This window comes from Lysobacter sp. 2RAF19, assembly GCF_052115395.1.
GTDB lineage: Bacteria > Pseudomonadota > Gammaproteobacteria > Xanthomonadales > Xanthomonadaceae > Noviluteimonas.
Genome location: NZ_JBFRGO010000002.1, coordinates 246,356 through 269,664 on the forward strand (window position 1 = coordinate 246,356; position 23,309 = coordinate 269,664).

24 protein-coding genes and 2 pseudogenes are annotated in these 23,309 nt (G+C 67.7%); 13 read left to right on the plus strand and 13 right to left on the minus strand.

The features are described from left to right. Nucleotides 1-3 precede the first annotated feature (3 nt). Nucleotides 4-1,881: pseudogene (gene acs / locus AB4059_RS07940) on the plus strand (acetate--CoA ligase); the annotation flags it as partial. A 63-nt stretch (nt 1,882-1,944) separates the two neighbouring features. Here the strand turns inward: acs and rpmG are convergent. From rpmG to AB4059_RS07985, 9 genes are all read right to left on the minus strand, one after another. Further along, nucleotides 1,945-2,109 (minus strand): 50S ribosomal protein L33, encoded by a 165-nt coding sequence (gene rpmG / locus AB4059_RS07945; protein ID WP_036168663.1) that lies wholly within the window; start codon nt 2,107-2,109, stop codon nt 1,945-1,947. Nucleotides 2,110-2,122: 13 nt separating this feature from the next. After that, nucleotides 2,123-2,359 (minus strand): 50S ribosomal protein L28, encoded by a 237-nt coding sequence (gene rpmB, locus AB4059_RS07950; RefSeq protein ID WP_036168661.1) that lies wholly within the window; start codon nt 2,357-2,359, stop codon nt 2,123-2,125. Nucleotides 2,360-2,541: 182 nt separating this feature from the next. Beyond that, the gene (locus AB4059_RS07955; RefSeq protein WP_498978288.1) at nt 2,542-2,901 is read right to left on the minus strand and encodes a lipid-A-disaccharide synthase N-terminal domain-containing protein; all 360 of its coding nucleotides are present in this window, start codon (nt 2,899-2,901) and stop codon (nt 2,542-2,544) included. 2 nt (nt 2,902-2,903) lie between these two features. Further along, the gene (locus AB4059_RS07960) at nt 2,904-3,629 is read right to left on the minus strand and encodes a glycosyltransferase family 2 protein (RefSeq protein WP_498978290.1); all 726 of its coding nucleotides are present in this window, start codon (nt 3,627-3,629) and stop codon (nt 2,904-2,906) included. Then, nucleotides 3,626-4,642: an SDR family NAD(P)-dependent oxidoreductase gene (locus AB4059_RS07965; protein ID WP_498978292.1), complete on the minus strand. Its 1,017-nt coding sequence runs from the start codon at nt 4,640-4,642 to the stop codon at nt 3,626-3,628. The genes AB4059_RS07960 and AB4059_RS07965 overlap by 4 nt, the downstream gene beginning before the upstream one ends. 80 nt (nt 4,643-4,722) lie before the next feature. After that, nucleotides 4,723-5,643, minus strand: a complete 921-nt coding sequence (locus AB4059_RS07970) for a ParB/RepB/Spo0J family partition protein (protein ID WP_498978294.1) — start codon at nt 5,641-5,643, stop codon at nt 4,723-4,725. Then, the gene (locus AB4059_RS07975) at nt 5,640-6,461 is read right to left on the minus strand and encodes a ParA family protein (protein WP_498959402.1); all 822 of its coding nucleotides are present in this window, start codon (nt 6,459-6,461) and stop codon (nt 5,640-5,642) included. The genes AB4059_RS07970 and AB4059_RS07975 overlap by 4 nt, the downstream gene beginning before the upstream one ends. Before the next feature lie 55 nt (nt 6,462-6,516). Continuing rightward, a complete protein-coding gene (rsmG, locus tag AB4059_RS07980) occupies nt 6,517-7,164 on the minus strand; it encodes a 16S rRNA (guanine(527)-N(7))-methyltransferase RsmG (protein ID WP_498978296.1) in 648 nt (215 codons plus the stop codon). 12 nt (nt 7,165-7,176) lie between these two features. Continuing rightward, nucleotides 7,177-7,761, minus strand: a complete 585-nt coding sequence (locus AB4059_RS07985; RefSeq protein ID WP_498978298.1) for a 4'-phosphopantetheinyl transferase family protein — start codon at nt 7,759-7,761, stop codon at nt 7,177-7,179. A gap of 133 nt (nt 7,762-7,894) precedes the next feature. Here AB4059_RS07985 and AB4059_RS07990 point away from each other — a divergent pair, with 133 nt between their 5' ends. Both AB4059_RS07990 and AB4059_RS07995 read left to right on the plus strand, forming a co-directional pair. Then, entirely contained in the window at nt 7,895-9,199 is a 1,305-nt protein-coding gene (locus AB4059_RS07990) for an AMP-binding protein (protein WP_498979037.1), read from the plus strand. A gap of 161 nt (nt 9,200-9,360) precedes the next feature. Continuing rightward, nucleotides 9,361-9,630 carry a GlsB/YeaQ/YmgE family stress response membrane protein gene (locus tag AB4059_RS07995; RefSeq protein ID WP_498959410.1) on the plus strand — a complete coding sequence of 90 codons (270 nt, stop codon included), beginning with the start codon at nt 9,361-9,363 and terminating at the stop codon, nt 9,628-9,630. A 96-nt stretch (nt 9,631-9,726) separates the two neighbouring features. Here the strand turns inward: AB4059_RS07995 and xth are convergent, their stop codons facing one another. Further along, on the minus strand, nt 9,727-10,494 hold the full coding sequence (gene xth / locus AB4059_RS08000) for an exodeoxyribonuclease III (protein ID WP_498978300.1): 768 nt from the start codon (nt 10,492-10,494) through the stop codon (nt 9,727-9,729). Between the two features lie 40 nt (nt 10,495-10,534). Here xth and cysK point away from each other — a divergent pair. After that, nucleotides 10,535-11,566, plus strand: a pseudogene (cysK, locus tag AB4059_RS08005) (cysteine synthase A); the annotation flags it as partial. Further along, entirely contained in the window at nt 11,546-12,061 is a 516-nt protein-coding gene (locus AB4059_RS08010; protein ID WP_498979039.1) for a glutaredoxin, read from the plus strand. The pseudogene cysK and the gene AB4059_RS08010, both read left to right, overlap by 21 nt. 11 nt (nt 12,062-12,072) lie before the next feature. On the opposite strand, the gene AB4059_RS08015 is transcribed toward AB4059_RS08010, so the two are convergent. Next, a complete protein-coding gene (locus tag AB4059_RS08015) occupies nt 12,073-13,500 on the minus strand; it encodes a coniferyl aldehyde dehydrogenase (RefSeq protein WP_498978302.1) in 1,428 nt (475 codons plus the stop codon). A gap of 38 nt (nt 13,501-13,538) precedes the next feature. Between AB4059_RS08015 and AB4059_RS08020 the strand changes: the two genes are divergently transcribed. From AB4059_RS08020 to AB4059_RS08055, 8 genes are all read left to right on the plus strand, one after another. Further along, nucleotides 13,539-14,078 carry a gamma carbonic anhydrase family protein gene (locus tag AB4059_RS08020; protein ID WP_498978305.1) on the plus strand — a complete coding sequence of 180 codons (540 nt, stop codon included), beginning with the start codon at nt 13,539-13,541 and terminating at the stop codon, nt 14,076-14,078. Between the two features lie 65 nt (nt 14,079-14,143). Further along, entirely contained in the window at nt 14,144-14,656 is a 513-nt protein-coding gene (locus AB4059_RS08025; protein WP_498978307.1) for an RDD family protein, read from the plus strand. A 21-nt stretch (nt 14,657-14,677) separates the two neighbouring features. Beyond that, entirely contained in the window at nt 14,678-15,358 is a 681-nt protein-coding gene (locus AB4059_RS08030; RefSeq protein ID WP_498978310.1) for an RDD family protein, read from the plus strand. Next, nucleotides 15,355-16,353 carry a stage II sporulation protein M gene (locus tag AB4059_RS08035; RefSeq protein WP_498978312.1) on the plus strand — a complete coding sequence of 333 codons (999 nt, stop codon included), beginning with the start codon at nt 15,355-15,357 and terminating at the stop codon, nt 16,351-16,353. The genes AB4059_RS08030 and AB4059_RS08035 overlap by 4 nt, the downstream gene beginning before the upstream one ends. Continuing rightward, complete coding sequence (locus tag AB4059_RS08040) at nt 16,343-17,839, plus strand: DUF4129 domain-containing protein (protein WP_498978314.1); 1,497 nt, start codon at nt 16,343-16,345, stop codon at nt 17,837-17,839. The genes AB4059_RS08035 and AB4059_RS08040 overlap by 11 nt, the downstream gene beginning before the upstream one ends. Further along, nucleotides 17,836-18,966, plus strand: coding sequence for a DUF4350 domain-containing protein (locus tag AB4059_RS08045; RefSeq protein WP_498978316.1), 1,131 nt, complete (start codon nt 17,836-17,838; stop codon nt 18,964-18,966). The genes AB4059_RS08040 and AB4059_RS08045 overlap by 4 nt, the downstream gene beginning before the upstream one ends. Then, nucleotides 18,963-19,970 (plus strand): AAA family ATPase, encoded by a 1,008-nt coding sequence (locus AB4059_RS08050; RefSeq protein WP_498978318.1) that lies wholly within the window; start codon nt 18,963-18,965, stop codon nt 19,968-19,970. The genes AB4059_RS08045 and AB4059_RS08050 overlap by 4 nt, the downstream gene beginning before the upstream one ends. Continuing rightward, a complete protein-coding gene (locus tag AB4059_RS08055; protein WP_498978320.1) occupies nt 19,967-21,268 on the plus strand; it encodes a DUF58 domain-containing protein in 1,302 nt (433 codons plus the stop codon). The genes AB4059_RS08050 and AB4059_RS08055 overlap by 4 nt, the downstream gene beginning before the upstream one ends. Before the next feature lie 7 nt (nt 21,269-21,275). Here the strand turns inward: AB4059_RS08055 and aroE are convergent, their stop codons facing one another. Both aroE and hemB read right to left on the minus strand, forming a co-directional pair. Next, nucleotides 21,276-22,121: a shikimate dehydrogenase gene (gene aroE / locus AB4059_RS08060; RefSeq protein WP_498978322.1), complete on the minus strand. Its 846-nt coding sequence runs from the start codon at nt 22,119-22,121 to the stop codon at nt 21,276-21,278. Between the two features lie 141 nt (nt 22,122-22,262). After that, nucleotides 22,263-23,252: a porphobilinogen synthase gene (hemB, locus tag AB4059_RS08065; protein ID WP_498978324.1), complete on the minus strand. Its 990-nt coding sequence runs from the start codon at nt 23,250-23,252 to the stop codon at nt 22,263-22,265. Nucleotides 23,253-23,309 lie beyond the last annotated feature (57 nt).

Below are 23,309 nucleotides of genomic sequence, written 5' to 3' on the forward strand. Positions count from 1 at the left end.
GACTACGCGCGCGAGTACGCGCAATCGCTCAGCGATCCCGAGACCTACTGGAAGGCGATCGCCGAGCGCATCGACTGGATCGCCAAGCCGACGCAGATCAGTGACGTCAGCTTCGACGCCGACGATTTCCGCATCCACTGGTACGCCGACGGCGTACTCAACGCGAGCGTCAACTGCCTGGATCGGCACCTGGCCAAGCGCGGCGATCGCACGGCGCTGATCTTCGAACCCGACGACCCCGACGGCCAGGCGCAACGCATCACCTACCGCGATCTGCACGCGCGCACCTGCCGTCTCGCCAACGCGCTGCGCAACCTCGGCGTGCGCAAGGGCGACCGCATCACCATCTACCTGCCGATGATTCCCGACGCCGTCGTGGCGATGCTCGCCTGCGCGCGCATCGGCGCGATCCACTCGGTGGTGTTCGGCGGGTTCGCGCCGCACTCGATCGCCGACCGCATCGCCGACTGTCGCAGCAAACTGATCATCACCGCCGACGAAGGCCTGCGCGGCGGCAAGCGCATCGCATTGAAGGCGAACGTCGACGCCGCGCTCGCGCTACCCGGCACGAATTCCGTCGAAACCGTGCTCGTCGTGCGCCACACCGGTGCCGCCGTTGCGATGCAGATGCCGCGCGACCGCTGGGTCGACGTCGTGGTCGAAGGCCAGCCCGACACCTGCGAACCCGAGCCGATGAACGCGGAAGATCCGCTCTTCATCCTCTACACCTCCGGTTCGACGGGCAAGCCGAAAGGCGTGCTGCACACGACGGGCGGCTATCTCGTGTTCGCGAGTTTCACGCACGAGCGCGTGTTCGACCTGCGGCAGGACGACATCTACTGGTGCACGGCGGATGTCGGCTGGATCACCGGCCACAGCTACATCGTCTACGGCCCGCTGGCCAACGGCGCGACGGCGGTCGTGTTCGAAGGCGTGCCGAACCATCCGGATTTCTCGCGCTTCTGGCGCGTGGTCGATAAACACCAGGTCACGGTCTTCTACACCGCGCCCACCGCGATCCGCGCGCTGATGCGCGAAGGCGATGCGCCGGTGAAGGCCACTTCGCGCAAGTCGCTGCGCCTGCTCGGCACCGTCGGCGAACCGATCAATCCCGAGGCATGGCGTTGGTATCACGACGTGGTCGGCGATGCGCGATGCCCGGTCGTCGATACCTGGTGGCAAACCGAAACCGGTGGCGTGCTGATCGTGCCGCCCATCGGCGTCGAAGCGAAGCCGGGCAGCGCAATGAAACCCTTCTTCGGCGTGCAACCGGCGCTGGTGAATGCAGAAGGCCACCTGCTCGAGGGCGAAGCAGAGGGCAACCTCGTGCTGATGGATTCCTGGCCCGGCCAGATGCGCACCGTGTACGGCGACCATCAACGCTTCATCGAGACCTACTTCCGCGCGTATCCCGGAATGTATTTCACCGGCGATGGTTGCCGGCGCGATGCCGACGGCGATTACTGGATCACCGGTCGCGTGGACGACGTGATCAACGTCAGCGGACATCGCATCGGCACGGCGGAAGTCGAAAGCGCGCTGGTCTCGCACGCGAAGGTGGCCGAGGCGGCGGTCGTCGGCTTCCCGCACGACATCAAGGGACAGGGCATCTACGCCTACGTGACGCTCGTGGCCGGCGAAGTCGAAAGCGATGCGCTGCGCGCGGAACTGATCGCGCACGTGCGCCACGAAATCGGGCCGATCGCGACCCCCGAACACCTGCAATGGGCGCCGGGGCTGCCCAAGACGCGCTCCGGGAAGATCATGCGGCGCATCCTGCGGAAGATCGCCGAGGACGCGCCGGATCAACTCGGGGATACCTCGACGCTGGCCGATCCGTCGGTGGTCGAATCGCTGGTGCGCAATCGGCGCGGCGCGTGATCGACAGGCAAAAAGAAACCCGCCTTCCGGCGGGTTTCTTTCGAAGCGTCGAACAACGAAGGCTTACTTGATCTTGCCTTCCTTGTAGATCACGTGCTTCCGGACGACGGGGTCGTACTTCTTGACCTCCATCTTGTTCGGCGTGTTCTTCTTGTTCTTGTCGGTCGTGTAGAAGTGGCCGGTGTTGGCCGAGGAGATCAGGCGGATCTTGTCGCGCTTGCTTGCCATGGTCGTTTACTCCTCAGACCTTCTCGCCACGGGCGCGCAGTTGCGCCAGGACCGAGTCGATACCGTTCTTGTCGATGGTGCGCAGCGCGTGCGCGGAAACCTTCAGCTTGACCCAGCGGTTTTCGCTGGCGACCCAGAAACGACGCTCGTGCAGGTTGGGCAGGAAGCGACGGCGGGTCTTGTTGTTCGCATGCGAGACGTTGTTACCCGTCTGCACGCTCTTGCCGGAAACTTGGCAAACGCGGGACATTGCGCACCTCGATTGGTGTCTGTGATGCACCCCATGGCCTGGGGTACGACGGCCACGCTGCAATGGGCCAGAGGGCCCGGGACTGCCGCAGCGAGCCGCGCATTATGCCCGCCCGAAGGCCGCCGGGCTACCCCGGCGAGGGCAAAACCCCTTGATTTGCCTGAAATCCCCTTCAAAGGGGGTCAGTGGCTCGCCTTGTCCCGATGCCACCCGCGATGCCGGATGTCCAGATACAGGCTGTAGCCGGCCGTGAAGGCGGGGAAGAGGTTCTGGATCACGCCCACCGAGTCCTGCTTGGCCGAGAACACGAAGTAGGCCAGGGTCATGACCGAGCCGACCAGGCTCATGTACCAGAACAGGCGCGGGATCACCGGCTTGCCGTGGCGGCGGGAGGCGACGAACTGCACCAGCCACCGGCCGCCGAACATCAGCGCCCCGGTCAGGCCGATCAGCTTCCACGGGGACATGTGCAGGCCGGTCCACGCGAGCCACGGGACCGGCGAATTCATGAAGTCCTGTGCGACCGGCGCTGCCTCCAGCATCCTCAGGACTCCTCGACGCCGGTGCGCTTGCTGCGCACGATCAGCCAGGCCACGCCCATCAGGTCGCGGATGCCGACCAGGGCGCGGTTGAGGTTGTTGTACTTCGACACGCCGGTCGAACGCGCGCGGTGGTTCACCGGCACGCTCACCGTCTGCCAGCCCGCGCGCTGCATCAGCGCCGGCAGGTAGCGATGCATGTGGTCGAAATACGGCAGGTCGAGGAAGGCTTCGCGCTCGAAGAGCTTGATGCCGCAGCCGGTGTCGGGCGTGTCGTCGTGCAGCATGCGGGTGCGGATCGCATTGGCCCATTTGGAGGCCCAGCGCTTGCTGCCCGAATCCTGGCGATTGACGCGCCAGCCCGCGAACAGGCGGATTTCCGGCTTCGCCGCATCGCGCGCGGCGAGCAGCTTGGGGATGTCGGCCGGATCGTTCTGCCCATCGCCGTCGAGCGTGGCCACCCACGGCGCGCGCGCGTGGCGCACGCCGGTGCGGATCGCGGTGCTCTGGCCGCTTTGCTTGACGTGGTGCAACACGCGCAATTCCGGGACTTCAGCCTTCAGCGCGCGCAACGCGGCGAGCGTGCCGTCCTTGGAATTGTCGTCGACGAAGACCGCTTCGAATTCCACGCGGCCGCGCAAGGCGGCCACGACTTCCCGCAGCAAGGGGCCAACGTTGTCCTGCTCGTTGAAGACCGGCACGACGACGGACAGCTGCGGGGCGTGGGTCAAGCCTTGTCTCCGAAGTACTCGCGGCACCAGCGCACGACGGGTGGCAGGCCGGTGTCGATGGGGGTGGCGGGTTCGAAACCGAAGTCCGCGTGGGCGCGCGCAGTATCCGCCATGGTCTCGACCATGTCGCCTGGTTGCATCGTCAGATACTTCTTTTCCGCCGGACGGCCCGCCGCCTGCTCGATCACGGTGATGAAGCGCTCCAGCTCCACCGGCGTGTGGTTGCCGAGGTTGTAGACGCGGTGCGGCCCGCCCTCGGCGGCGTTTTCGCCCGCCGGGCGCGTGGGGGCGTCCATCGCGCCGAGCACGCCGGCGACGATGTCGTCGATGTACGTGAAGTCGCGTCGCATGCGGCCGTGGTTGAACACCTGGATCGGCCGGCCGGCGAGCACCGCGCGCGAGAACAGCAGCGGCGCCATGTCGGGCCGGCCCCAGGGGCCGTACACGGTGAAGAAGCGCAGCCCCGTCGCGCGCAGGCCGTACAGGTGCGCGTAGGTGTGGGCCATCAGTTCGTTGGCGGCCTTGGTCGCGGCGTAAAGCGAGCGCGGGCGGTCGATGCGCTGCGCTTCGGAAAACGGCGGCGTCGCCGAATCGCCGTAGACCGACGAAGAGCTCGCATACACCAGGTGTTCGACGCCGCGATGCCGGCACAACTCCAGCATGTTGACGAAGCCGATCAGGTTGCTGTCGACATAAGCGTGCGGATTCTCGAGCGAATAACGCACGCCGGCCTGCGCGGCGAGATGGATCACGCGGCAAAAGCGATGCTTGTCGAACAGCGCTTCGAGCGCCGCGCGATCGGTCAAATCGATCTCCGCGATTTCGACATCGGGGCACAGCGCGGCGACGCGATCGCGCTTGAGCTGCGGATCGTAGTAATCGTTGAAGTTGTCCAGGCCCACGACGTTCGCGCCGCGTGCGCGCAATTCCCGACACGTGTAGGCGCCGATGAAACCGGCGGCGCCGGTGACGAGGATCGTGTCGGTGACAGCCGTGTCAGTCGTGTCCGCCATGGGGCGCCAAGCTCCGCTTTTCGAAAGTGCCGCAGCCTAGCCGCGCGCCCGTGCACGCGGCCTCACGCCCGTGCGACAACTCAGTCGGCCTTGCCGCGCAGCCGTTCGAGCACGCCGTCGAGCGATTCCAGGTCCGAATAGTGGATCACCAGCCGGCCCTTGCCCGCGCGCCCGTGCAGGACGTTGACCCGCGTGCCGAGGGATTCGGACAACTCGCGCTCCAGGGTCGCGATGTCGGCCTGCGGCTTGGCCTTGACCGGCTTGGCCTTGCGCGTGGCGCTGCCGTTGGCGACCTGGCCGGCCATCAGTTGTTGCACGCGATGTTCGACTTCGCGCACCGACCACTCGTGTTCGGCGGCCTGGCGCGCCAGGGCGACCGCGGCCTGCGGCGCCAGCGTGAGCAGCGCGCGCGCGTGGCCCATCTCGATGGCCTTGGTTTCCACGAGCACGCGGATTTCCGGTGGCAGTTCGAGCAGGCGCAGCAGGTTGGACACCGCCGCGCGCGAGCGGCCCACCGCATCGGCGGCCTGCGCGTGCGTCAGGTCGAATTCGTCGATCAGGCGCTGCAGCGCGAGCGCTTCTTCCAGCGGATTGAGGTCTTCGCGCTGGATGTTCTCGATCAGCGCCATCGCGATGACGGCGTGGTCGTCGACCACGCGGATCACCGCGGGGATCGCAGCCAGGCCCGCCAATTGCGAGGCGCGCCAGCGGCGTTCGCCGGCGATGATTTCGTAACGCGCGCCCTTGCCCGCGTTGTCGATCTCGCGCACGACGATGGGCTGGATCACGCCCTGCGCGCGGATCGATTCGGCCAGCTCGGCGAGCTTGCCCTGGTCCATGCCGCTGCGCGGCTGGTAACGGCCGGGCTGCAGTTGGCCGACGGGCAGCTGGCGCAGCTGTTCGCCGGGCTGGGCTTCCAGCGGCGCGGTTTCGGCGGCGGCCTTGGGCCCGAGCAGGGCTTCGAGACCTCGCCCGAGGCCGCGCTTCTTCGCGACGGTCATGCTTGCACTTCCTTCTTCGGTTCCGGCGTCGCGCTCTTTGCGGTCTGCTCGCGTTCGCGCTGGCGACGCATCACTTCCCCGGCCAGGCCGAGGTAGGCCACGCTGCCGCGCGAGGCCTTGTCGTAGGCGACGATGCTTTGCCCGTGGCTCGGCGCTTCGGCCAGGCGCACGTTGCGCGGCACGATGGTGCGGAAGACGCGATCGCCGAAGTGTTGCGTCAATTCCGCCGACACCGCGTTGGCGAGATTGTTGCGCACGTCGAACATCGTCCGCAGCACGCCTTCGATCTCCAGCGCGGGATTGAGCCTGCGCTTGAGCGCATCGATCGTGTCGATCAGCGCCGACAGGCCTTCGAGCGCGTAGTACTCGCACTGCATCGGCACGAGCACCGAATCGGCGGCCGTCAGCGCATTGAGCGTGAGCAGCGACAGGGCCGGCGGGCAGTCGATGATGATGAAGTCGTACTGGTCGCGGATCGGCTCGAGCGCGCGCTTGAGGCGCTGCTCGCGGCCTTCCTCGTCCATCAATTCGATTTCCGCGGCGGTCAGGTCGATGTTGCCGGGAAGGATGTCGAAGCCTTCGGGCGTTTTCACGATCGCCGAGGGCGCGTGCATTTCTTCCAGCAGCACGTCGGTGATGGAGGCGCGCAGGTCGCGCTTCTCCACGCCGCTGCCCATCGTCGCGTTGCCCTGCGGATCCAGGTCCACGAGCAACACGCGTTTTGGCGTGCGCGCCAATGCCGCCGCGAGATTCACGGAGGTGGTGGTCTTGCCGACGCCGCCTTTCTGGTTGGCAACAGCGATGATGCGGGCCGTCACGGCGCGATGTCCCCCGGTGGTTCGGCGCTGCTCGGTGGAGGCGGCCGGATCCCGATTATGCCGCAGCCACGACGATGAGGTGCCGCTCGGCATGCAGACCGGGCACACGCATCGGATGCATCTCACGAACGCGCCATCCGGGCGGCAGCGCGGCGATCTCCTCGCTGGGCACGACACCCTTCATTGCGAGCAGAACGCCGCCGGGTCGCAGGAGATGGCCGCCGGATTGCAGGATCGCGGGGAGCGTGGCGAGCGCGCGCGCGGTAATCGCATCGAACCGGCCGGGAGCGTCGAAGGCCTCGATCCGCGATTCCACCGCCTCCGCGTTGGTCAGTCCCAGCTTGCGGATCGCCTCGCGCAGGAAGCGCACCTTCTTGCCGTTGCTCTCCACCAGCGAGACCTGCAGCCCCGGTTTGGCGATCGCCAGCGGAATGCCGGGCAGGCCCGCGCCGGTGCCGAGGTCGGCCAGGTGCGCCACCTCGTCGACGTAAGGGTGCATCGCCAGCGAATCGAGCAGGTGCTTGGCGATCATCTCGCGCGGGTCGCGGATGGCGGTGAGGTTGTAGGTGGCGTTCCAGCGCACCAGCAGCGCGACGTAGTCGAGCAGGGGCGTGGCGAGCGCCACATCCAGGCCGAGCGTGCGCAGGCCCGATTCGAGTTCGGGGCGCAGGGCGGACAGGTCGGGGGCGGTGGGCGTCGTCATGGGGCGCGCATCTTAGCGGCCGCGCCAGGCGAGCGCCGCACGATAGCCTGCGCGTGGCGCCCATTCATGCAAGGACCAGGGGCCGCCGAGGCCGACATGCGGATGTGTCATCGCCAATCCGCCGTCGAGATCGGCCAGCCCGAACTTGTCCAGGCCGTAGGCGATGCCGCGCCCATGCGCCTTCAACACCGCTTCCTTCGCACACCACAGGCGGAGGAAGGCCTCGTTGCGATCGGGTTCGGGCAGTCCGCGGAGCCAGTCGTGTTCGGTGGCGTGGAAGAAGCGGTGCGCCAGTTCCAGCGCACGCGGGCGCGGGCGGGCGCGTTCCAGATCCACGCCGACGTCCACGTTTTCCCCCAGCGCGATCAGCAAGCCATCGCCGCTGTGGCTCCAGCTCACGTCCAATCCCTGCAGCGCGCCGGCCAAGCGCGGCCGGCCCAAGGCATCGCGACGCAACTCGATCGACGCCGACGGCACCGCCAGCACCGCGCCCAGCCAATCGCGCACGAGTGGCTCTGCGGGCGTGCCGCGCGCGTGGTCGCGCCAGGTCCAGCGCGGCAGCCGGACCGGATCGACCGATGTGAAGGCGGGTTCCATCGAATGGGGGAACAATCCCGGGACCAGAAAGCCAGCGTAAAGTACGCGAAGGGGGGCGGCTCAGGCCGCCAAGGGAAAAAGCAGGGCCATGTCCGCAGTCATCGAGACCGGCGCGCGCGCGCCGCACACATCCATTGCCGCGGGCGATCCGTCGCGCGCGGTGGTCTTCGACGCACGTGGGGACGTGCCGCTCGAAATCTTCCTGGCACAGGTGCGCGGCGTGGCCGCGATGCTGCCGCCGGGTTTGCACGCCATCAATCTGTGCGAAGACCGCTATCGCTTCCTCGTCGCCTTCTGCGCGATCGCGCTGCGCGGGCAAACCAACCTGCTGCCGCCCTCGCGCGCGCCGGGCATGGTGGACGAGGCGATGGCGCAGCATCCCGACAGTTACTGCATCGGCGATGGCGACCTCTCACCGGCGCCGGCGCGATACCTGCGCCTGCCCGAGGTCCTGCCCGAACGCGTCGGCGAAACCCCGACGCTCGACGACGATGCGCTGGTCGCGATCGGTTACACCTCCGGCAGCACCGGCCGCCCGCAGGCGAATCCGAAAACCTGGGGCAGCTTCCGCCGCAGCACCGCGCAAAACCTCGCTGCGTTGTCCGATCTGTGGCCCGAAGGCGACGCGCACCTGGTCGCAACCGTGCCGCCGCAACACATGTACGGCATGGAGATGTCGGTGTTGTTGCCGCTGCTCGGGCCGGTCGCCGTGCACGCGGCGCGCCCGTTCTTCCCGGAAGACATCGCGCTCGCGTTGGCGCACGCACGCGCACCGCGCATTTTGGTGACCACGCCCGTGCATCTGCGCGCGCTGCTGGTTTCAGGCTGCGACTTGCCGCCGATGCGCGCGATCGTGTCGGCGACCGCGCCGTTGTCGGCCGAACTCGCCGCGCAAGCCGAAGCGCGCTTCGGTTGCGAAGTGCGCGAAGTCTTCGGTTCGACCGAAACCTGCGTCATCGCGCGCCGCCGCACTGCGCTCGAAACCGCGTGGACGCCGTTGCCCGGCGTGCGCGTGGTCCCGCAGCCCGACGGCACCGCGGTGCATGCGCCGCATCTGGAAACACCGGTCGTGCTTGCCGACCTGGTCGAAACCCAGGCCGACGGCAAATTCGTGCTGCGCGGACGCAACGCCGACCTGCTCGAAATCGCCGGCAAGCGCGCTTCGCTCGGCGACATGACGCGCAAGCTGCTCGCGATTCCGGGCGTCGAGGATGGCATCGTTTTCCAGCTCGACGAACCGGGCGAAGGGGGCGTGCGCCGCATCGCCGCGCTCGCCGTCGCACCGACGCTCGACGAAACCTCGATCCTCGCCGCATTGCGGCGCGCGCTGGATCCGGTCTTCCTGCCGCGACCGCTGCGTTGCGTGCCCATGTTGCCGCGCAACGAAACCGGAAAACTGCCGCGCGAAACGCTCGCGGCGCTGCTCGCAGGCGCGTGAGGCGCCCTTCACGAATTTCACAAACCGCTGAAAACAAGCGGTTTTTCGCCAGAATCGAGTTCTGACTCCACCTTCACGCGTGCCCGCAGAGACTGCCGCCGTACCCCCTTCCCCTGGGGGGTCACGCGGAATTCGCTGACACATTCAAAAGGAGTGGGTGCATGAACATCATCATCTGGTTGATCGTTGGCGGCATCGTCGGTTGGCTGGCCAGTCTCATCATGCGGACCGATGCGCAGCAGGGCATCATCCTCAACGTGATCGTCGGCATCGTCGGCGCGTTCCTGGGCGGCTGGCTGGGCGGCATGCTCGGCATCAGCGGCGCCAACATCAACGAAGGCTTCAGCGTTACGGGCTTCATCATCTCGCTGATCGGCGCGGTGGTCCTGCTCGCGATCGTCAATCTGTTCCGCCGCGGTCGCGTGCGCTAAGCACTGCGGAAACGGCATGCGGGGCGCGGCCAGGATGGCCGGGCCCGGCGACAGAAGCAAAACCCGGCCTCGCGCCGGGTTTTGTTTTTTGGGCGCTCAGTCGATCTGCACCCACACCGGCGTGTGGTCGCTTGGGCGGTCCCAAGTGCGCGGCACGGTGTCGATGCCCGCGGCCGTCGCGCGGGCTTTCAAGGCCTCGCTGATCAGCACCAGGTCGATGCGCAATCCCCAGTTGCGCTGGAACGCGGCGAGCCGGTAATCCCACCAGCTGTACTGGCCGCCGTCCTCGTTGAAGAGGCGGAAGCTGTCGTGCAGCCCGAGGTCGAGCAGCCCGCGCAGCGCTTCGCGTTCGGGCGTGGAGCACAGGATCTTCTCGCGCCAGCGTTTGGGATCGTGCACGTCGCGATCGTCCGGCGCGATGTTGAAATCCCCCAGCACGATGAGGTTCGGGTGCGCGAGCAACTCGGCGCGCAGCCATTCGCGCACGGCCGCAAGCCAGCGCAGCTTGTACTCGAACTTGGCGCTGCCCACGCTTTCGCCGTTCACCACGTACAGATCCACGATGCGCAGATCGCCCACGCTGGCGGCCAGCACGCGCTTTTGCGGGTCATCGAAACCGGGGATCGCCGTGATGCACTCGCTGCTGAACGGCAGGCGGCTCAGCAGTGCCACGCCGTTGTAGGTCTTCTGCCCGCAGAAGACGCTGCGGTAGCCCAGGGCGGCGAGGTCCGAATCGGGAAACCGTTCGTCGTCCAGCTTGGTTTCCTGCAGGGCGACGATGTCCGGCTGCGCCTCGCGCAGCCATTGCGACAGGTGCGCCATGCGCACATTGAGCGAATTGACGTTCCAGCTGGCGATCTTCAAGCAGGCGGTCCCTTTGGCGCGCGCTGTCGCGTTGGTCCTGATGCAGGAGCCCTACGGAGACAGCAAGGTGCGGTACGACACGATACTCGACACGATCGGCAACACGCCCCTGGTGCGGCTGGGAAAGCTCGCGCCGCCGGGCGTGAATGTCTACGCCAAACTCGAATCCTTCAATCCGATGGCCTCGGTGAAAGACCGCATGGCGCGCGCGGTGATCGAAGCCGCCGAACGCAGCGGCGCACTCGCGCCGGGCCAGACCGTGGTGGAAGCCACCAGCGGCAATACCGGCATCGGCCTTGCGATGGTGTGCGCGCAGAAGGGCTATCCGCTGGTCGTGGTGATGGCGGAGAACTTCAGCATCGAGCGCCGGAAGTTGTTGCGTTTCCTCGGCGCGAAAGTGGTGCTCACGCCCGCGGCGGACAAAGGCTCGGGCATGCTGGCCAAGGCGGTCGAACTGGCGCAGGCGCACGGGTGGTACCTGTGCCGCCAATTCGAGAATCCGGCGAACGCCGAAGTCCACATGCGCACGACGGCGAAGGAAATCCTCGCCGATTTCAGCGATGCGCCCCTGCATTGCTTCGTCACCGGCACGGGGACGGGCGGCACCTTGCTCGGCGTGGGCCGCGTGTTGCGGCAAACCGATCCGCGCATCCGCATCGTGGTCGCCGAACCGGACAACGCACCGATCCTCGCCAGCGGCATTCCGCAGCCGCGCGATGCGAGCGGCAACCCCAGCCGCAGCCATCCGCATTTCCAGCCGCACCTGATCCAGGGATGGACCCCCGATTTCATCCCGCGCCTCACGCAAAGTGCGCGCGACGAACACCTGGTCGACGAAATCATCCCCGTCGCCGGCAACGACGCCCTGCGCCTGGCCCGCGAACTCGCCACCGTCGAAGGCATCCTCGTCGGCACCTCCAGTGGCGCGACACTCGCCGCCGCACTCACCGTCGCGCGATGCAGCGACCCCGGCACCAACATCGTCTGCATGCTGCCCGACACCGGCGAGCGGTACATGTCGACGCCGTTGTTCGAACACATCGGCGAAACGATGAACGACGACGAAGTCGCGATCTCGCGCTCCACGCCCGGCTATCGATTCGATCGCGCACCACCGCCGCCGGCGTGCGCCGTTCCCGCACCCGCGCCGGCGCCGTCCGAAGAACCGCTCGACGCCGATGCCGAAGCGTTCGTCGCGCGGGTCGTGCGCGAGAAGCCGGTCGTCCTGTTCGCGCTGGAGTGGTGCGAATTCTGCTGGGCGGTGCGCAAGTTGTTCGCGCGCCTGGGGATCGAATACGAAAGCGTCGACCTGGATTCGGTCGCCTACCAGCAGGACGCTCTCGGGGTGAAGATGCGCGCGGTGCTACGCGCGAAGTTCGCGCCGACGATCCCGCAGATCTTCATCGGCGGCGATTGCATCGGTGGTTGCACGGAGTTGTTCGATACGATGCGCAGCGGGGAGATGCAACGTCGGCTCGATGCGTTGGGCGTGCACTACGACAAGCGCATTGCCCTCGATCCGTACACGCTGCTCCCCAACTGGGTGCATCCCCGCGAACACGCCTGATTGAAGCCGGCCTAGCGCGCGAGGAAACGCACCAGGCGATCGACGAATCCCGTATACGGCGGCCGCAACAGATCGGTCGCCGCCCAACGCGACTGATGCAGCACCGGCAACAATTTGCTGAAGGTGTCGAAGCCGGCGCGGCCATGGATCGCGCCCATGCCGCTCGGCCCGCTGCCGCCGAAGGGCAGGGTATCGACCGCGAAATGCACGAGCGTGTCGTTCACGGTCACGCCGCCGGGCAGCGTGGAATCGACGATGCGCTCGACCGTCGCGCGATCGTTGGAGAACGGATACAAGGCCAGGGGCCGATCGTGCGTGCCGATGTAGGACAGCGCTTCGTCGATTCGCGCATACGCCTTCACCGGCAGGATCGGGCCGAAGATCTCGTGTTGCATCAGCGCGCTGTCGTCCGGCGCATCCAGCACCACCGTGGGCGGCAACAGGCGCTCGGCCTGCATCCGCTCCGGTGCGATGTCGATGAGGGGAAGGACCGTCGCGCCGCGCGCGCGCGCATCCGCAAGCAGGCCCTGCAAGCGATCGAACTGCGCGCTGTTGATGATGCGCGTGTAGTTCGACGCGTCCGACAGATCGCCGAAACGCGCCGTCACCTGCGCGCGCAAGGCTGCGACGAAGCCATCGCGCCGCGCGGCATCCACCAGCGCGTAATCCACGCCGATGCAGGTCTGCCCCGCGTTGAACCACTTGCCGCTCGCGATGCGCGCCGCGGCCAGGTCCAGCGGGAAATCCGGCGCGACCACCGCCGGCGCCTTGCCACCGAGTTCGAGCGTGACCGGCGTGAGGTTCGGCGCGGCGGCGGCCATCACCTTGCGCCCGACCGCGGTCGAACCGGTGAACAGCAGATGGTCGAAGGGCAGCGCCGAAAACGCCGCGCCGACATCCGCACCGCCGACCGCACAGGCCACGCGATCGGCGGGAAACACGTCGGCGAGCAAGGCGCGCAGGAATTCGCTCGTGCGCGGCGTGTGCTCCGACGGCTTGAGATACACGTGGTTGCCCGCCGCGATCGCCGACACCAGCGGCACGAGCGCCAGGTTCACCGGGTAATTCCACGGACTGATGATGCCGACCACGCCGACCGGCATCGGCCGCAGTTCGGCGCGCGCCGGCCAGAATTTCCAGCCCACGCCCACGCGTCGCGGCTTCGCCCAACGGCGCAGCTTGCGGCGCGCCAGGTCGATTTCCGACAGCGTCACCATCGCCTCGGAAATGAGGTTTTCGTGCGGCGAGCGATGCCCGAAATCGGCGCGGATCGCCGCATCCATCGCGTCCAGGCGCTGCGCGAGGAGGTGGCGCAGCCGGCCCAGGTCGGCGCGGCGTTGGTCCACGCTCGGCTTGTTCGCGCGCCAGGCGTTCCGGAGCGATTCCAGCGTCGGGCCCAGCTCCGCCAGTTCCGGCGACGGGGCATTCATGTCGTTCATGGCGGCAGTGTATGCGCTGCAGTCCTTACAATGCCGACATGTCCATCCGACCCTATTCCGGGCACCTGCCCGTCCTCGGCGAACGCGTCTACGTCGACCCGGCCGCCACCGTCATCGGCGATGTCGTGCTCGGCGACGACGTCTCCGTGTGGCCCGGCACCGTCGTGCGCGGCGACGTCAACTTCATCCGCATCGGCGCGCGCACCAATCTCCAGGACGGCACCGTCGTCCACGTGAGCCACGATGGCCCGCACGCGAAGCTGGGCGGCTTCGCGACCGTTATCGGGAGCGACGTGACCATCGGTCACAAGGCGATCGTCCACGCGTGTCGGATCGAGGACGCGGTGCTGATCGGCATGGGCGCGATCGTGCTCGACGGCGTGGTCGTCGAGAAACACGGCTTCGTCGGCGCCGGTGCGCTCGTCGCGCCGGGCAAGGTCGTGCGCAGCGGCGAATTGTGGCTGGGCAATCCGGCCAAGCGCGTGCGCATGCTGTCGGACGCGGAAATCGAAGCGCTTTACTACTCGGCCGGCCACTACGTCCGGTTGAAGGACCAGTACCTGTCCGCCGCACCCTGAGTTGCGGGCCGATCCGCGCCAGTCCAAAGTAGGGGCGGGGATAGTCGCAACATCAGGGGAAACACATGCAGGACACCAACGGCGTCAATCCGTACGCCGCGCCGAGCGCGCGCATCGAACAACACAAGGCCTACGCGGACGAACAATTCGCGCTCGCCTCTCGCGGCAGGCGCCTGGGCGCGGTGCTTCTGGATGGCGTCATATTCGGTGTCGCCTTCATGCTCGCCATGGTACCGCTCATGATGATCCGGGATGCGCAGGGCTCGGCGTCCAACAGCGCGGTGTGGATCGTCATGGGGATCGTCTTCCTGGTGCTCGGCTCGATCAATCTCGTGCTGCTGTACAAGGACGGCCAGACCATGGCCAAGCGCCTGCTGGGCATCCGCATCGTGCGCGCCGACGGCAGCCGCGCGAGCTTGGGCCGCATCCTGTTGCTGCGCAGCTTCGTGCCCGGTTTCATCGGCGGCATCCCGCTCGTCGGCCCGCTGTTCACCCTGACCGACGCGCTCTTCATCTTCGCCGACGACCGCCGCACGCTGCACGACAAGATGGCCGACACGATCGTCGTCGACGCCTGATCGAAGCAGCGCAAGACCGCCGTGCTCGACACTGTTCGCGAAGTCCACACGCCCGAAGGCGTCGCACTGCGATTGCCGACGGCCGGCCCCGTGCCGCGCGCGCTTGCGTGGGCGATCGATCTGGCGATCCGCGGCGGGATCACGATCGCGGCCAGCAGCGTGCTGCTCGGATTGAAGCAAGCGGGCATGGGCTTGTACGCGATCGTGGTCTTCGTGCTGATGTGGGGCTATCCCATCGTGTGCGAAGGCGCGTTCAACGGGCAGACGCCCGGCAAGCGCGTGATGGAATTGCGCGTGGTGTCCGCCGACGGTGCGCCCGTGGGCTGGATCGCGGCGATCGTGCGCAACCTGCTGCGCACCGTGGACATGCTGCCCTTCGGTTACACCGTCGGCCTGATCGCGACGCTGGCCGATCCGCACGGCCGCCGCCTCGGCGACATGGTCGCGCACACGGTCGTCGTGCACGTCCCGAACGAACGCGCGCGCCCACCGTTGGTCGAAGTCGAGGCGCTCGGCCCGGCGGTCCCGCTGCGTCCCGCGGAACAGGCGGCGGTCATCGCCTTCGCCGAACGCGCGCCGCGCCTGACGCCCGAACGCCAGCGCGAACTGGCCGACATCGCCGAATCGGCGACCGGTGCGCGCGGCGATCTCGGCGTGCGGCGCCTGGCCGGCATCGCGAACTGGCTGCTGGGTCGTCGATGAGGCAGGAACAGTTCGTCGCGCGCCACGGCGTGGAATGGCACGACTTCGAAGCGTGGCTCGACGCGCGTGCGAACAGCCCGCGTCGCGCGCGCAACGACCGTACGTGGCGTGGTTTACCCGATGAAGATGCACCGCACGCGTATCGACGCCTGTGCCAGCAACTCGGCCTCGCGCGCCGACGCAACTACAGCCCGGCCGTGGTCGATCGCCTGCAACAGTTGATGCAACGCGGGCATACCGCGCTTTACCGCGCCGCGCCGCCGCGCTGGTCGCGCATCCCGCGCTTCTTCGTGGCCGAATTTCCGCGCCTGGTGCGCGCGGAGTGGGCCTGCATGTCGATCGCGCTGGTGTGCTTCGTGTTGCCGCTGGTCGGAATGTACCTGCTCGTGCGCTTCCATCCCGAACTCGCTTCCAGCGTGCTCTCGCCGAGGCAGCTCACGGAAATGGAAGCGATGTATTCGTCGGCCGAAGCCACCGGCAAGATCGGGCGCGAAAGCGGCACCGACGTCGGTATGTTCGGTTTCTACATCTTCAACAACATCTCCATCGGCCTGCGCACCTTCGCCTCCGGATTGCTGGCCGGCGTCGGCAGCCTCTTCATGATGGTCTTCAACGGCGTGGTCTTCGGCACGATCGCCGCGCACCTGCAGAACCTGGGCCTCGGCCCGAACCTGTGGCGCTTCGCCGCCGGCCACGGCAGTTTCGAACTCACCGCGATCGTGATCGCCGGTGGCGCGGGACTGCGGCTGGGCCTGGATTTCATCGCGCCCGGGCGGCGCAGCCGCGTCGACGCGCTCATCCATGCCGGCAAGCGCGGTGCGCGCCTGTGCCTGGGCGTGGCGCTGATGTTGTTGATCGCGGCCTTCATCGAAGCCTTCTGGTCCTCGATGGCGACCTTGCCCGCGACCCTGATGTATTCGGTCGCCGGCGTGCTGTGGACGCTGGTCTTCGCATGGCTCGCCTTCGGCGGCCGGGGCGTGCCCGATGCGGATTGACCAGGTGTCCGTCGAACTGCGCCCGCGTTCGTCGTGGGAAGCCGTCGAACTCGGCACTGCGCTCGTGCGCACGCATGCGCGCGCGATCTGGATTCCGTACCTGCTGGTCACGCTGCCGGTGTACGTCGCCCTGTGTGGCGTGTTCGCGTGGATGGGCCGGCTGGAATGGGTCGGCCTCGCGTACTGGTGGCTCAAGCCGGTGTTCGACCGCATTCCCTTGTTCGTCGTCTCGCGCGCGGTGTTCGGTGCGGTGCCGGGCGTGCGCGAAACGCTCGCCGCGCAACGGACGTGGGGCTGGCGCTGGATGGCGCATTACTTGACGTGGCGCCGCTTCAGCCCTTACCGCGCGTTGTACTTGCCGGTCGACCTGCTCGAAGGCGGCACGCAGAAACGGCAGCGCCGCAACGTCATCGGCGGTTCGGCGCGCGGCGTGGCGGGATGGCTGATGTTGGCCTTCGCCAACTTCGAGTTCGCGTTTTTCGTCGGCGTGGTCGCGCTGGTGCCGATGTTCACGCCGGTCGACGACTGGCGAGGTCTCGCGGAAGGCTTCGGCGTTTCGTATTTCGCGCAATCGATCTGGCTGCAGGTCGTGACGGCGGCGCTGACCTACATTCCGACGACGTTGCTCGAACCGTTCTACATCGGCGCAGGCTTCGGTCTGTACCTCAACCGCCGCACGCAGTTGGAAGCGTGGGACGTCGAACTCGCGTTCCGTCGTCTGCGCGAACGACTGGGCGGCGCGCTGCTCATCGCCTTCTCCACCCTGGGCCTGACCTTCGCGCCCGGCCGCCCCGCGATCGCCGCACCGGCGAAGGCCGAGGTAAAGGACCTGCGCACCACGATGGGCGACGCGTACGTCGATCCGGCGGACCTGGCCAAAGCCATCGAGGCGACCGACAAGGATCCGCTGCTGCATCCGGTCGAACGCCGCACGATGTGGGTGCCGCGCAACACCGAGCAGAAGAAGCCGAAGAACGCGGGGCCGATCGCGCTGTTCATCGCGGACCTGATCGCGGGCCTGGTGAAATACGCGCTGTGGATCGTGCTGGGCCTGTTGGTGGGCACGCTGCTGTGGACCTTCCGCACCTGGTGGCCGTGGCTGCAGTCGATGGCGCCGCAACGTCACTCAGACCCTTCACCGATCGATACCGCGCCCATCGACCACGACCAGGCCTTGCCCGACGACGTCGCAGGCACCGCACGCACGCTGTGGTCGCAGGGCCTGGCGCGTCGCGCACTCGCCTTGCTGTATCGCGCGAGCGTCGAAAGCATGGTCGCCCGCACCGGCGCCACGCTCGTGCCCGGTGCGACCGAGGCCGAATGTCTCCGCGCATCGCGCGCATTCGGTGAAGCCGAGGATCGCGATGTGTTCGCGCGCGTCGTGCGCACCTGGCAGTACGCCGCCTACGCCGACCGGATGCCGGCGCAGGCCGACTTCGAGGCACTGCTCGCGCGTGCGGCCATGCGCTTCGGATGGGCGAGATGACGCGCGGCAAAGCCATCGCCATGACGGCGGTCGCGCTCGCCGCGATCGGGTTGCTCGTCGCCTGGTTCCTGCTGACCTTCGAACGCAAGACGCAGGACTTCCCGCTGCCGCCCAAGGGCGAGGCGGTCTACAACCCCTTGTACGGATTGAAGGTCGCGTTGTTGCAGGCGCACCAACGCGTGCAGTCGCGTCCGCACTTGTTCGACGACAAGCATCCGCTGCAACCGGGCGATACGGTGCTGGTCCTCGCCGATCCCGCGCAGCTGTCGCGCCGGGAAGCGCAGGCCTTGCGTGCGCACGTCGCGCGCGGCGGGCACCTGATCGTGAAGGCGCCGACCGCAATGCTCGGCAAGGACGGTCGCGCGCTCTTGCTGGAGGGCCTGGGCGTCCTCCACCATGCATTCGTCGAAGATGCGTGCCTGTTCGCCAAGGGTGCGCAGACGAAGACTGTCTCCAATGCAAGCCAGCTGTTTTGCGAGGATCGCTTCATCCTTGCGAAGTCGGCCACGCCCGTCCTGGCGTGGCGTGACTCGTACGGGACCGCGTTCGCGCGTTTCCGCGAAGGGGCAGGGACGCTCGATGTCGTCGCGACGCTCGACATCGCGCGCTCGTCCAGTTTGCGCTGGGGCGGAAATTCCGCACTGCTGTCGCAATTGCTCCGCCCGAACTGGAATCGCGGCACGTTCCACCTGATCTACGCATCCGAAATGCCGTCGCTGTGGCGCCTGCTCGCCGAAAACACCTGGCGCGCCCTGATCGCGCTGCTACTGTGCATCGGTGCGTGGTTGTGGATGCGCATGCAGCGTTTCGGCCCACGCCTGCCTTCGCCGCCCGACGCGCGCCGCTCGTTGCTCGAACACGTGCAGGCCACCGGCGATCATCTCTACCGCTATGGCCGCGCGCATCTGCTCCATGCCGCGCTGCGTGCGCACGTGATTGCGCGCCTGCGCCGCAAAGATGCGGTCGCCGCCGCGCTCGAAGGCCAGGCGCAGATCGGTCGACTCGCGCAACGCACCGGTTTGCCGCCCGCCGACATCGCCGACGCACTGCATTCGCCGCGGCCGTTCGACGCCAAGGATTTCCGTTTCCGCATCGCCCGCCTCATTGCCCTGGGACGACACACATGAACGACATCGCCACGCCGGCCACGCCGGTTGTTCCTTCCAACGCGATCACCGGCGAAGCGCTCGTCGCGCAGGCCGCCGCCATTCGCGACGAAGTCGGGAAGGCCTTCATCGGGCAGGACGCGGTGCTCGACCAGGTGATCGTCGCGCTGCTGGCCGCCGGCCACGTGTTGCTCGAAGGCGTGCCGGGCCTGGGCAAGACGCTGCTCGTGCGCGCACTCGCGCAGGCGCTGGGCTGCAACCACGCACGCGTGCAGTTCACGCCCGACCTCATGCCCAGCGACATCAGTGGCCACGCGGTCTTCGACCCGAAGACCGAGCGCTTCCAGGTGCGCCGCGGCCCGGTGTTCACCAACCTGCTGCTCGCCGACGAAATCAATCGCGCGCCGGCGAAAACGCAATCAGCCCTGCTCGAAGCGATGCAGGAACAGCAGGTCACCATCGAAGGCCAGAGCTTCCCGCTCGCGCCGCCGTTCATGACGCTCGCCACGCAGAACCCGGTCGAACTGGAAGGCACGTATCCGCTGCCCGAAGCGCAGCTGGATCGTTTCCTGCTCAAGCTGCTCATCGGGTATCCGACGCTCGCCGACGAGAAGCGCATGGTGACCGCGGTGAGCGAAGGGCGCATGGCCTCGGATTTCGATCTGGCGAGCGTGCGTCGCGTCGTCGCCGACGGCGATATCGTGCGGCTGCAATTGGGAACGGCCGCGGTCCGCGTGGATCCGGCGGTGATCGATTACGCAGTGCGCGTCACCGCCGCGACGCGCAAGTGGCCGGGCATCGCGTTGGGCGCGGGCCCGCGCGGCAGCATCGCGCTGGTGCGTACCGCGCGTGCGCAGGCCGTGCTCGCCGGCCGCGACTTCGTCACGCCCGACGACATCCGCGAAATCGCGAAGCCTGCCTTGCGCCATCGCATCGCGCTCGCGCCGGAGTTGCAGATCGAAGGGCAGTCGCCGGACGACGTGCTGCACGCGCTGCTGGCCAAGGTGGAAGCGCCGCGCCAGTGAGGCCCGCACCGCCCCTGCTGTGGGCATTGGCCGCGTGGGCGCTGGTTGGCGCACTCGCGAGCGTGTCGCTCGTGCCGTCGCTGGCATGGTCGCTGGCCGGCGGCGCGTTGCTGTGTGTGCTCCTCATCGATGGATGGCGCCTGCGTCGTCGCGCCGTGCCCGACATCGCGCGCCACCTCCCCGATGCGCTGCCGCTGGGCGTCGAACGGGAAGTGACCTTGCAGATCGACAACGGCGGTGCCCCTCTGCGCATGGACGTGCACGACCTGCATCCCGGTGCGTGGGCCGCGCAAGGACTGCCGCGTTCGCTGACGCTGGAGCCGGGAACGAGCGCGAGCTTCGCCTACACGCTCAAACCGATCGAGCGCGGGGACCACGTATTCGAAGGCGTGCACGTGCGATTGCATTCGCCTTGGCGCCTGTGGCGGCGCGCGTTGGTCGCGGGCACCGCGCGTTCGGTGCGTGTGTTCCCGAATTTCGCTCCGCTAACGCGCCTTGCGATGCTCAGCGCGGACCAGGCCTCGCGCCTGGTCGGTGCGCATTTGAAGCGCCGCCGTGGCGAAGGCACCGATTTCCACCAGATGCGCGACTACCGCGTCGGCGACAGCCTGCGCCAGGTGGACTGGAAGGCGACCTCGCGCATGCGCCGCCTGATTTCGCGCGAATACCAGGACGAGCGCAACCAGCAACTGATCGTGGTGATGGACACCGGCCGCCGCATGCTTGCGCGCGATGGCGAGCTCACGCATTTCGATCGCGTGCTCGACGCTGCGCTCGTGGTGTCCTACGTCGCGCTACGCCAGGGCGATGCGGTCGGGCTGCTCGCGACGGGCGGCGACCAGCGCTTCGTCGCTCCGCAACGCGGCATGGCCGCGATCGACACGCTCCTGCAGGCGACGTACAACGTGCAGCCGCGAGCAGTGGCCACCGACTACCTCGCCGCCGCGGCCGAACTCGCCACGCGGCAGACACGCCGCGGGCTGGTGATGCTCGTGACCAACCTGCGCGACGAAGACATCGACGACCTGCTGGTCGCGGTGCGCATGTTGCAGCGTCGCCATCGCGTCGTGGTCGCCAGCCTGCGCGAAGAAGCGCTCGACGCCGCGCTCGAAAGCACCGCCGACGATCTACAGGGCGCATTGCGCGTGGCCGCCGTCGCACGCTACCTCGAACAGCGCAAGGCCGCGCACGATGCGCTGGCCAGCCAGCACGTGCAGGTGCTCGACGTGACGTGCGCGCAATTACCCGGGGCGCTGGTCGAACGTTACCTGGCGATCAAACGCGACGGCGCGCTGTAACGGCGGTTCAATCCGCGGTGACGAGCGCATCGTGATGCGACAGGAGCATCTGGTACACCGCATCGGTCTCCGGCCGCACGCCGTGCCAGCGCGCGAAACTTTCCGCCGCCTGTTCCACCAGCATGCCGAGGCCATCGACGACGTCATGGCAACCGGCGGCGCGGCCCCACGCGAGGAAGGGAATCGCGGCTTCGCCGTAATTCAGATCCACCGCCGCGCATCGACGGCCCACGATGCTGCGCGGCAGCGCCGGGATCTGCCCATCGCGCGCGGCGGACGTGGCATTGATGATGAGGTCGAACTCGCCATGGGAGGCCAGATCGTTGAGATAGCGCGGATGCACGCGGCCCGGTTCGCCGAGTGCATCGGCGAGTGCGTCGCTGCGTTGCGGCGTGCGATTGACGATGTACATCTCGCCGATGCCCGCATCGAGCAGGGCCGGCGCGACACCGCGCGCCGCGCCGCCGGCACCGAGCAACAAGGTGCGTCGTGCGCGTAGGTCGAGTGCATGGCGATCGGTGAGGTCGCGGACCAGGCCCGCGCCGTCGGTGTTGTCACCGTGCCAGGTGTCGCCGTTGCGGACGAGCGTGTTCACCGCGCCGGCGCGGCGCGCGCGTTCGGTGAGGTCGTCGCAGAGGGAGAAGGCCACCTGTTTCAGCGGTAGCGTCACGTTCGCGCCGACACCGCCCATGGCGATGAAGTCCGACAGCGCGTGCACGAACTGGCCGGGCTCGGCGTCGATCGCGCGATAGTCGACCGGGATGCCGGTCTGTTTGCCGAAGGCCGCATGGATCTTCGGCGAAAGCGAGTGCGCGACCGGGTGGCCGAACACCGCGAAGTGCTTGCTCATCACGGAATCCCTCGAAAGGCGCCCCGCCTTTGCCGGTCGGCTGTCCCGATCAACGGGGGGCCGGCCGGCACGCGGCCAACCCTGGACGCGTGGGCCGAAGATCGCACAAGCCGCATTCAGATCGCGTCACGGATGGGCTGGGCCTCAGGCCTCGCGCAGCCACCGCGCCGCATCCAGGGCGAAGTAGGTCAGCACCCCGTCGGCGCCGGCGCGCTTGATGGACGTGAGCGCTTCGAGCACGCAGCCGCGCTCGTCCAGCCAGCCGTTGCCGATCGCCGCGCGCAACATCGCGTACTCGCCGCTGACCTGGTAGACGAAGGTCGGCACGCCGAATTCGTCCTTCACCCGGCGCACGATGTCCAGGTAGGGCAGGCCGGGCTTCACCATGACCATGTCGGCGCCTTCGTCCAGGTCGAGCGCGACTTCGCGCAAGGCCTCGTCGCTGTTGGCCGGATCCATCTGGTAGGTGAACTTGTTGCCCTTGCCCAGCGCGCCGGCCGAACCGACCGCGTCGCGGAACGGGCCGTAGAAACTGGAGGCGTACTTCGCGCTGTAGGCGAGGATGCGCGTGTGGAGGTGGCCGTCCATTTCCAGCGCGCCGCGAATGGCGCCGATGCGCCCGTCCATCATGTCCGACGGCGCGACGACGTCCGCACCGGCGCGCGCATGCGACAGCGCCTGCTTCACCAGCGCTTCGACCGTGTCGTCGTTGACGACGTATCCGTTCTCGTCGACCAGGCCGTCCTGCCCGTGCGAGGTGTAGGGATCGAGCGCGACATCGGTGATCACGCCCAGCTCGGGGAACCGTTCCTTCAGCGCGCGCACCGCGCGTTGCACGAGGCCCTCGTCGTCCCATGCCGCCTGCGCGTCGAGCGATTTGGCTTCCGGCGCGGTGACGGGGAACAAGGCGAGCGCGGGAATGCGCAGGGTGCTCGCTTCTTCGGCCACGCGCAGCAGCTCGTCGATCGAAACACGCTCGATGCCCGGCATCGACGCGACGGCCGCGCGGCCTTTCAATTCATGGACGAAGACCGGATAGATCAGGTCGTTCGTGGTGAGGACATGCTCGCGCATCAGGCGGCGCGAGAACTCGTCGCGACGCATGCGCCGCGGGCGGACGAAGGGGTAGGTCATGGGGGCGCATGATACCCCCACGAAAAAAAGCCGGCGCCCGAAGGCGCCGGCCGGTTT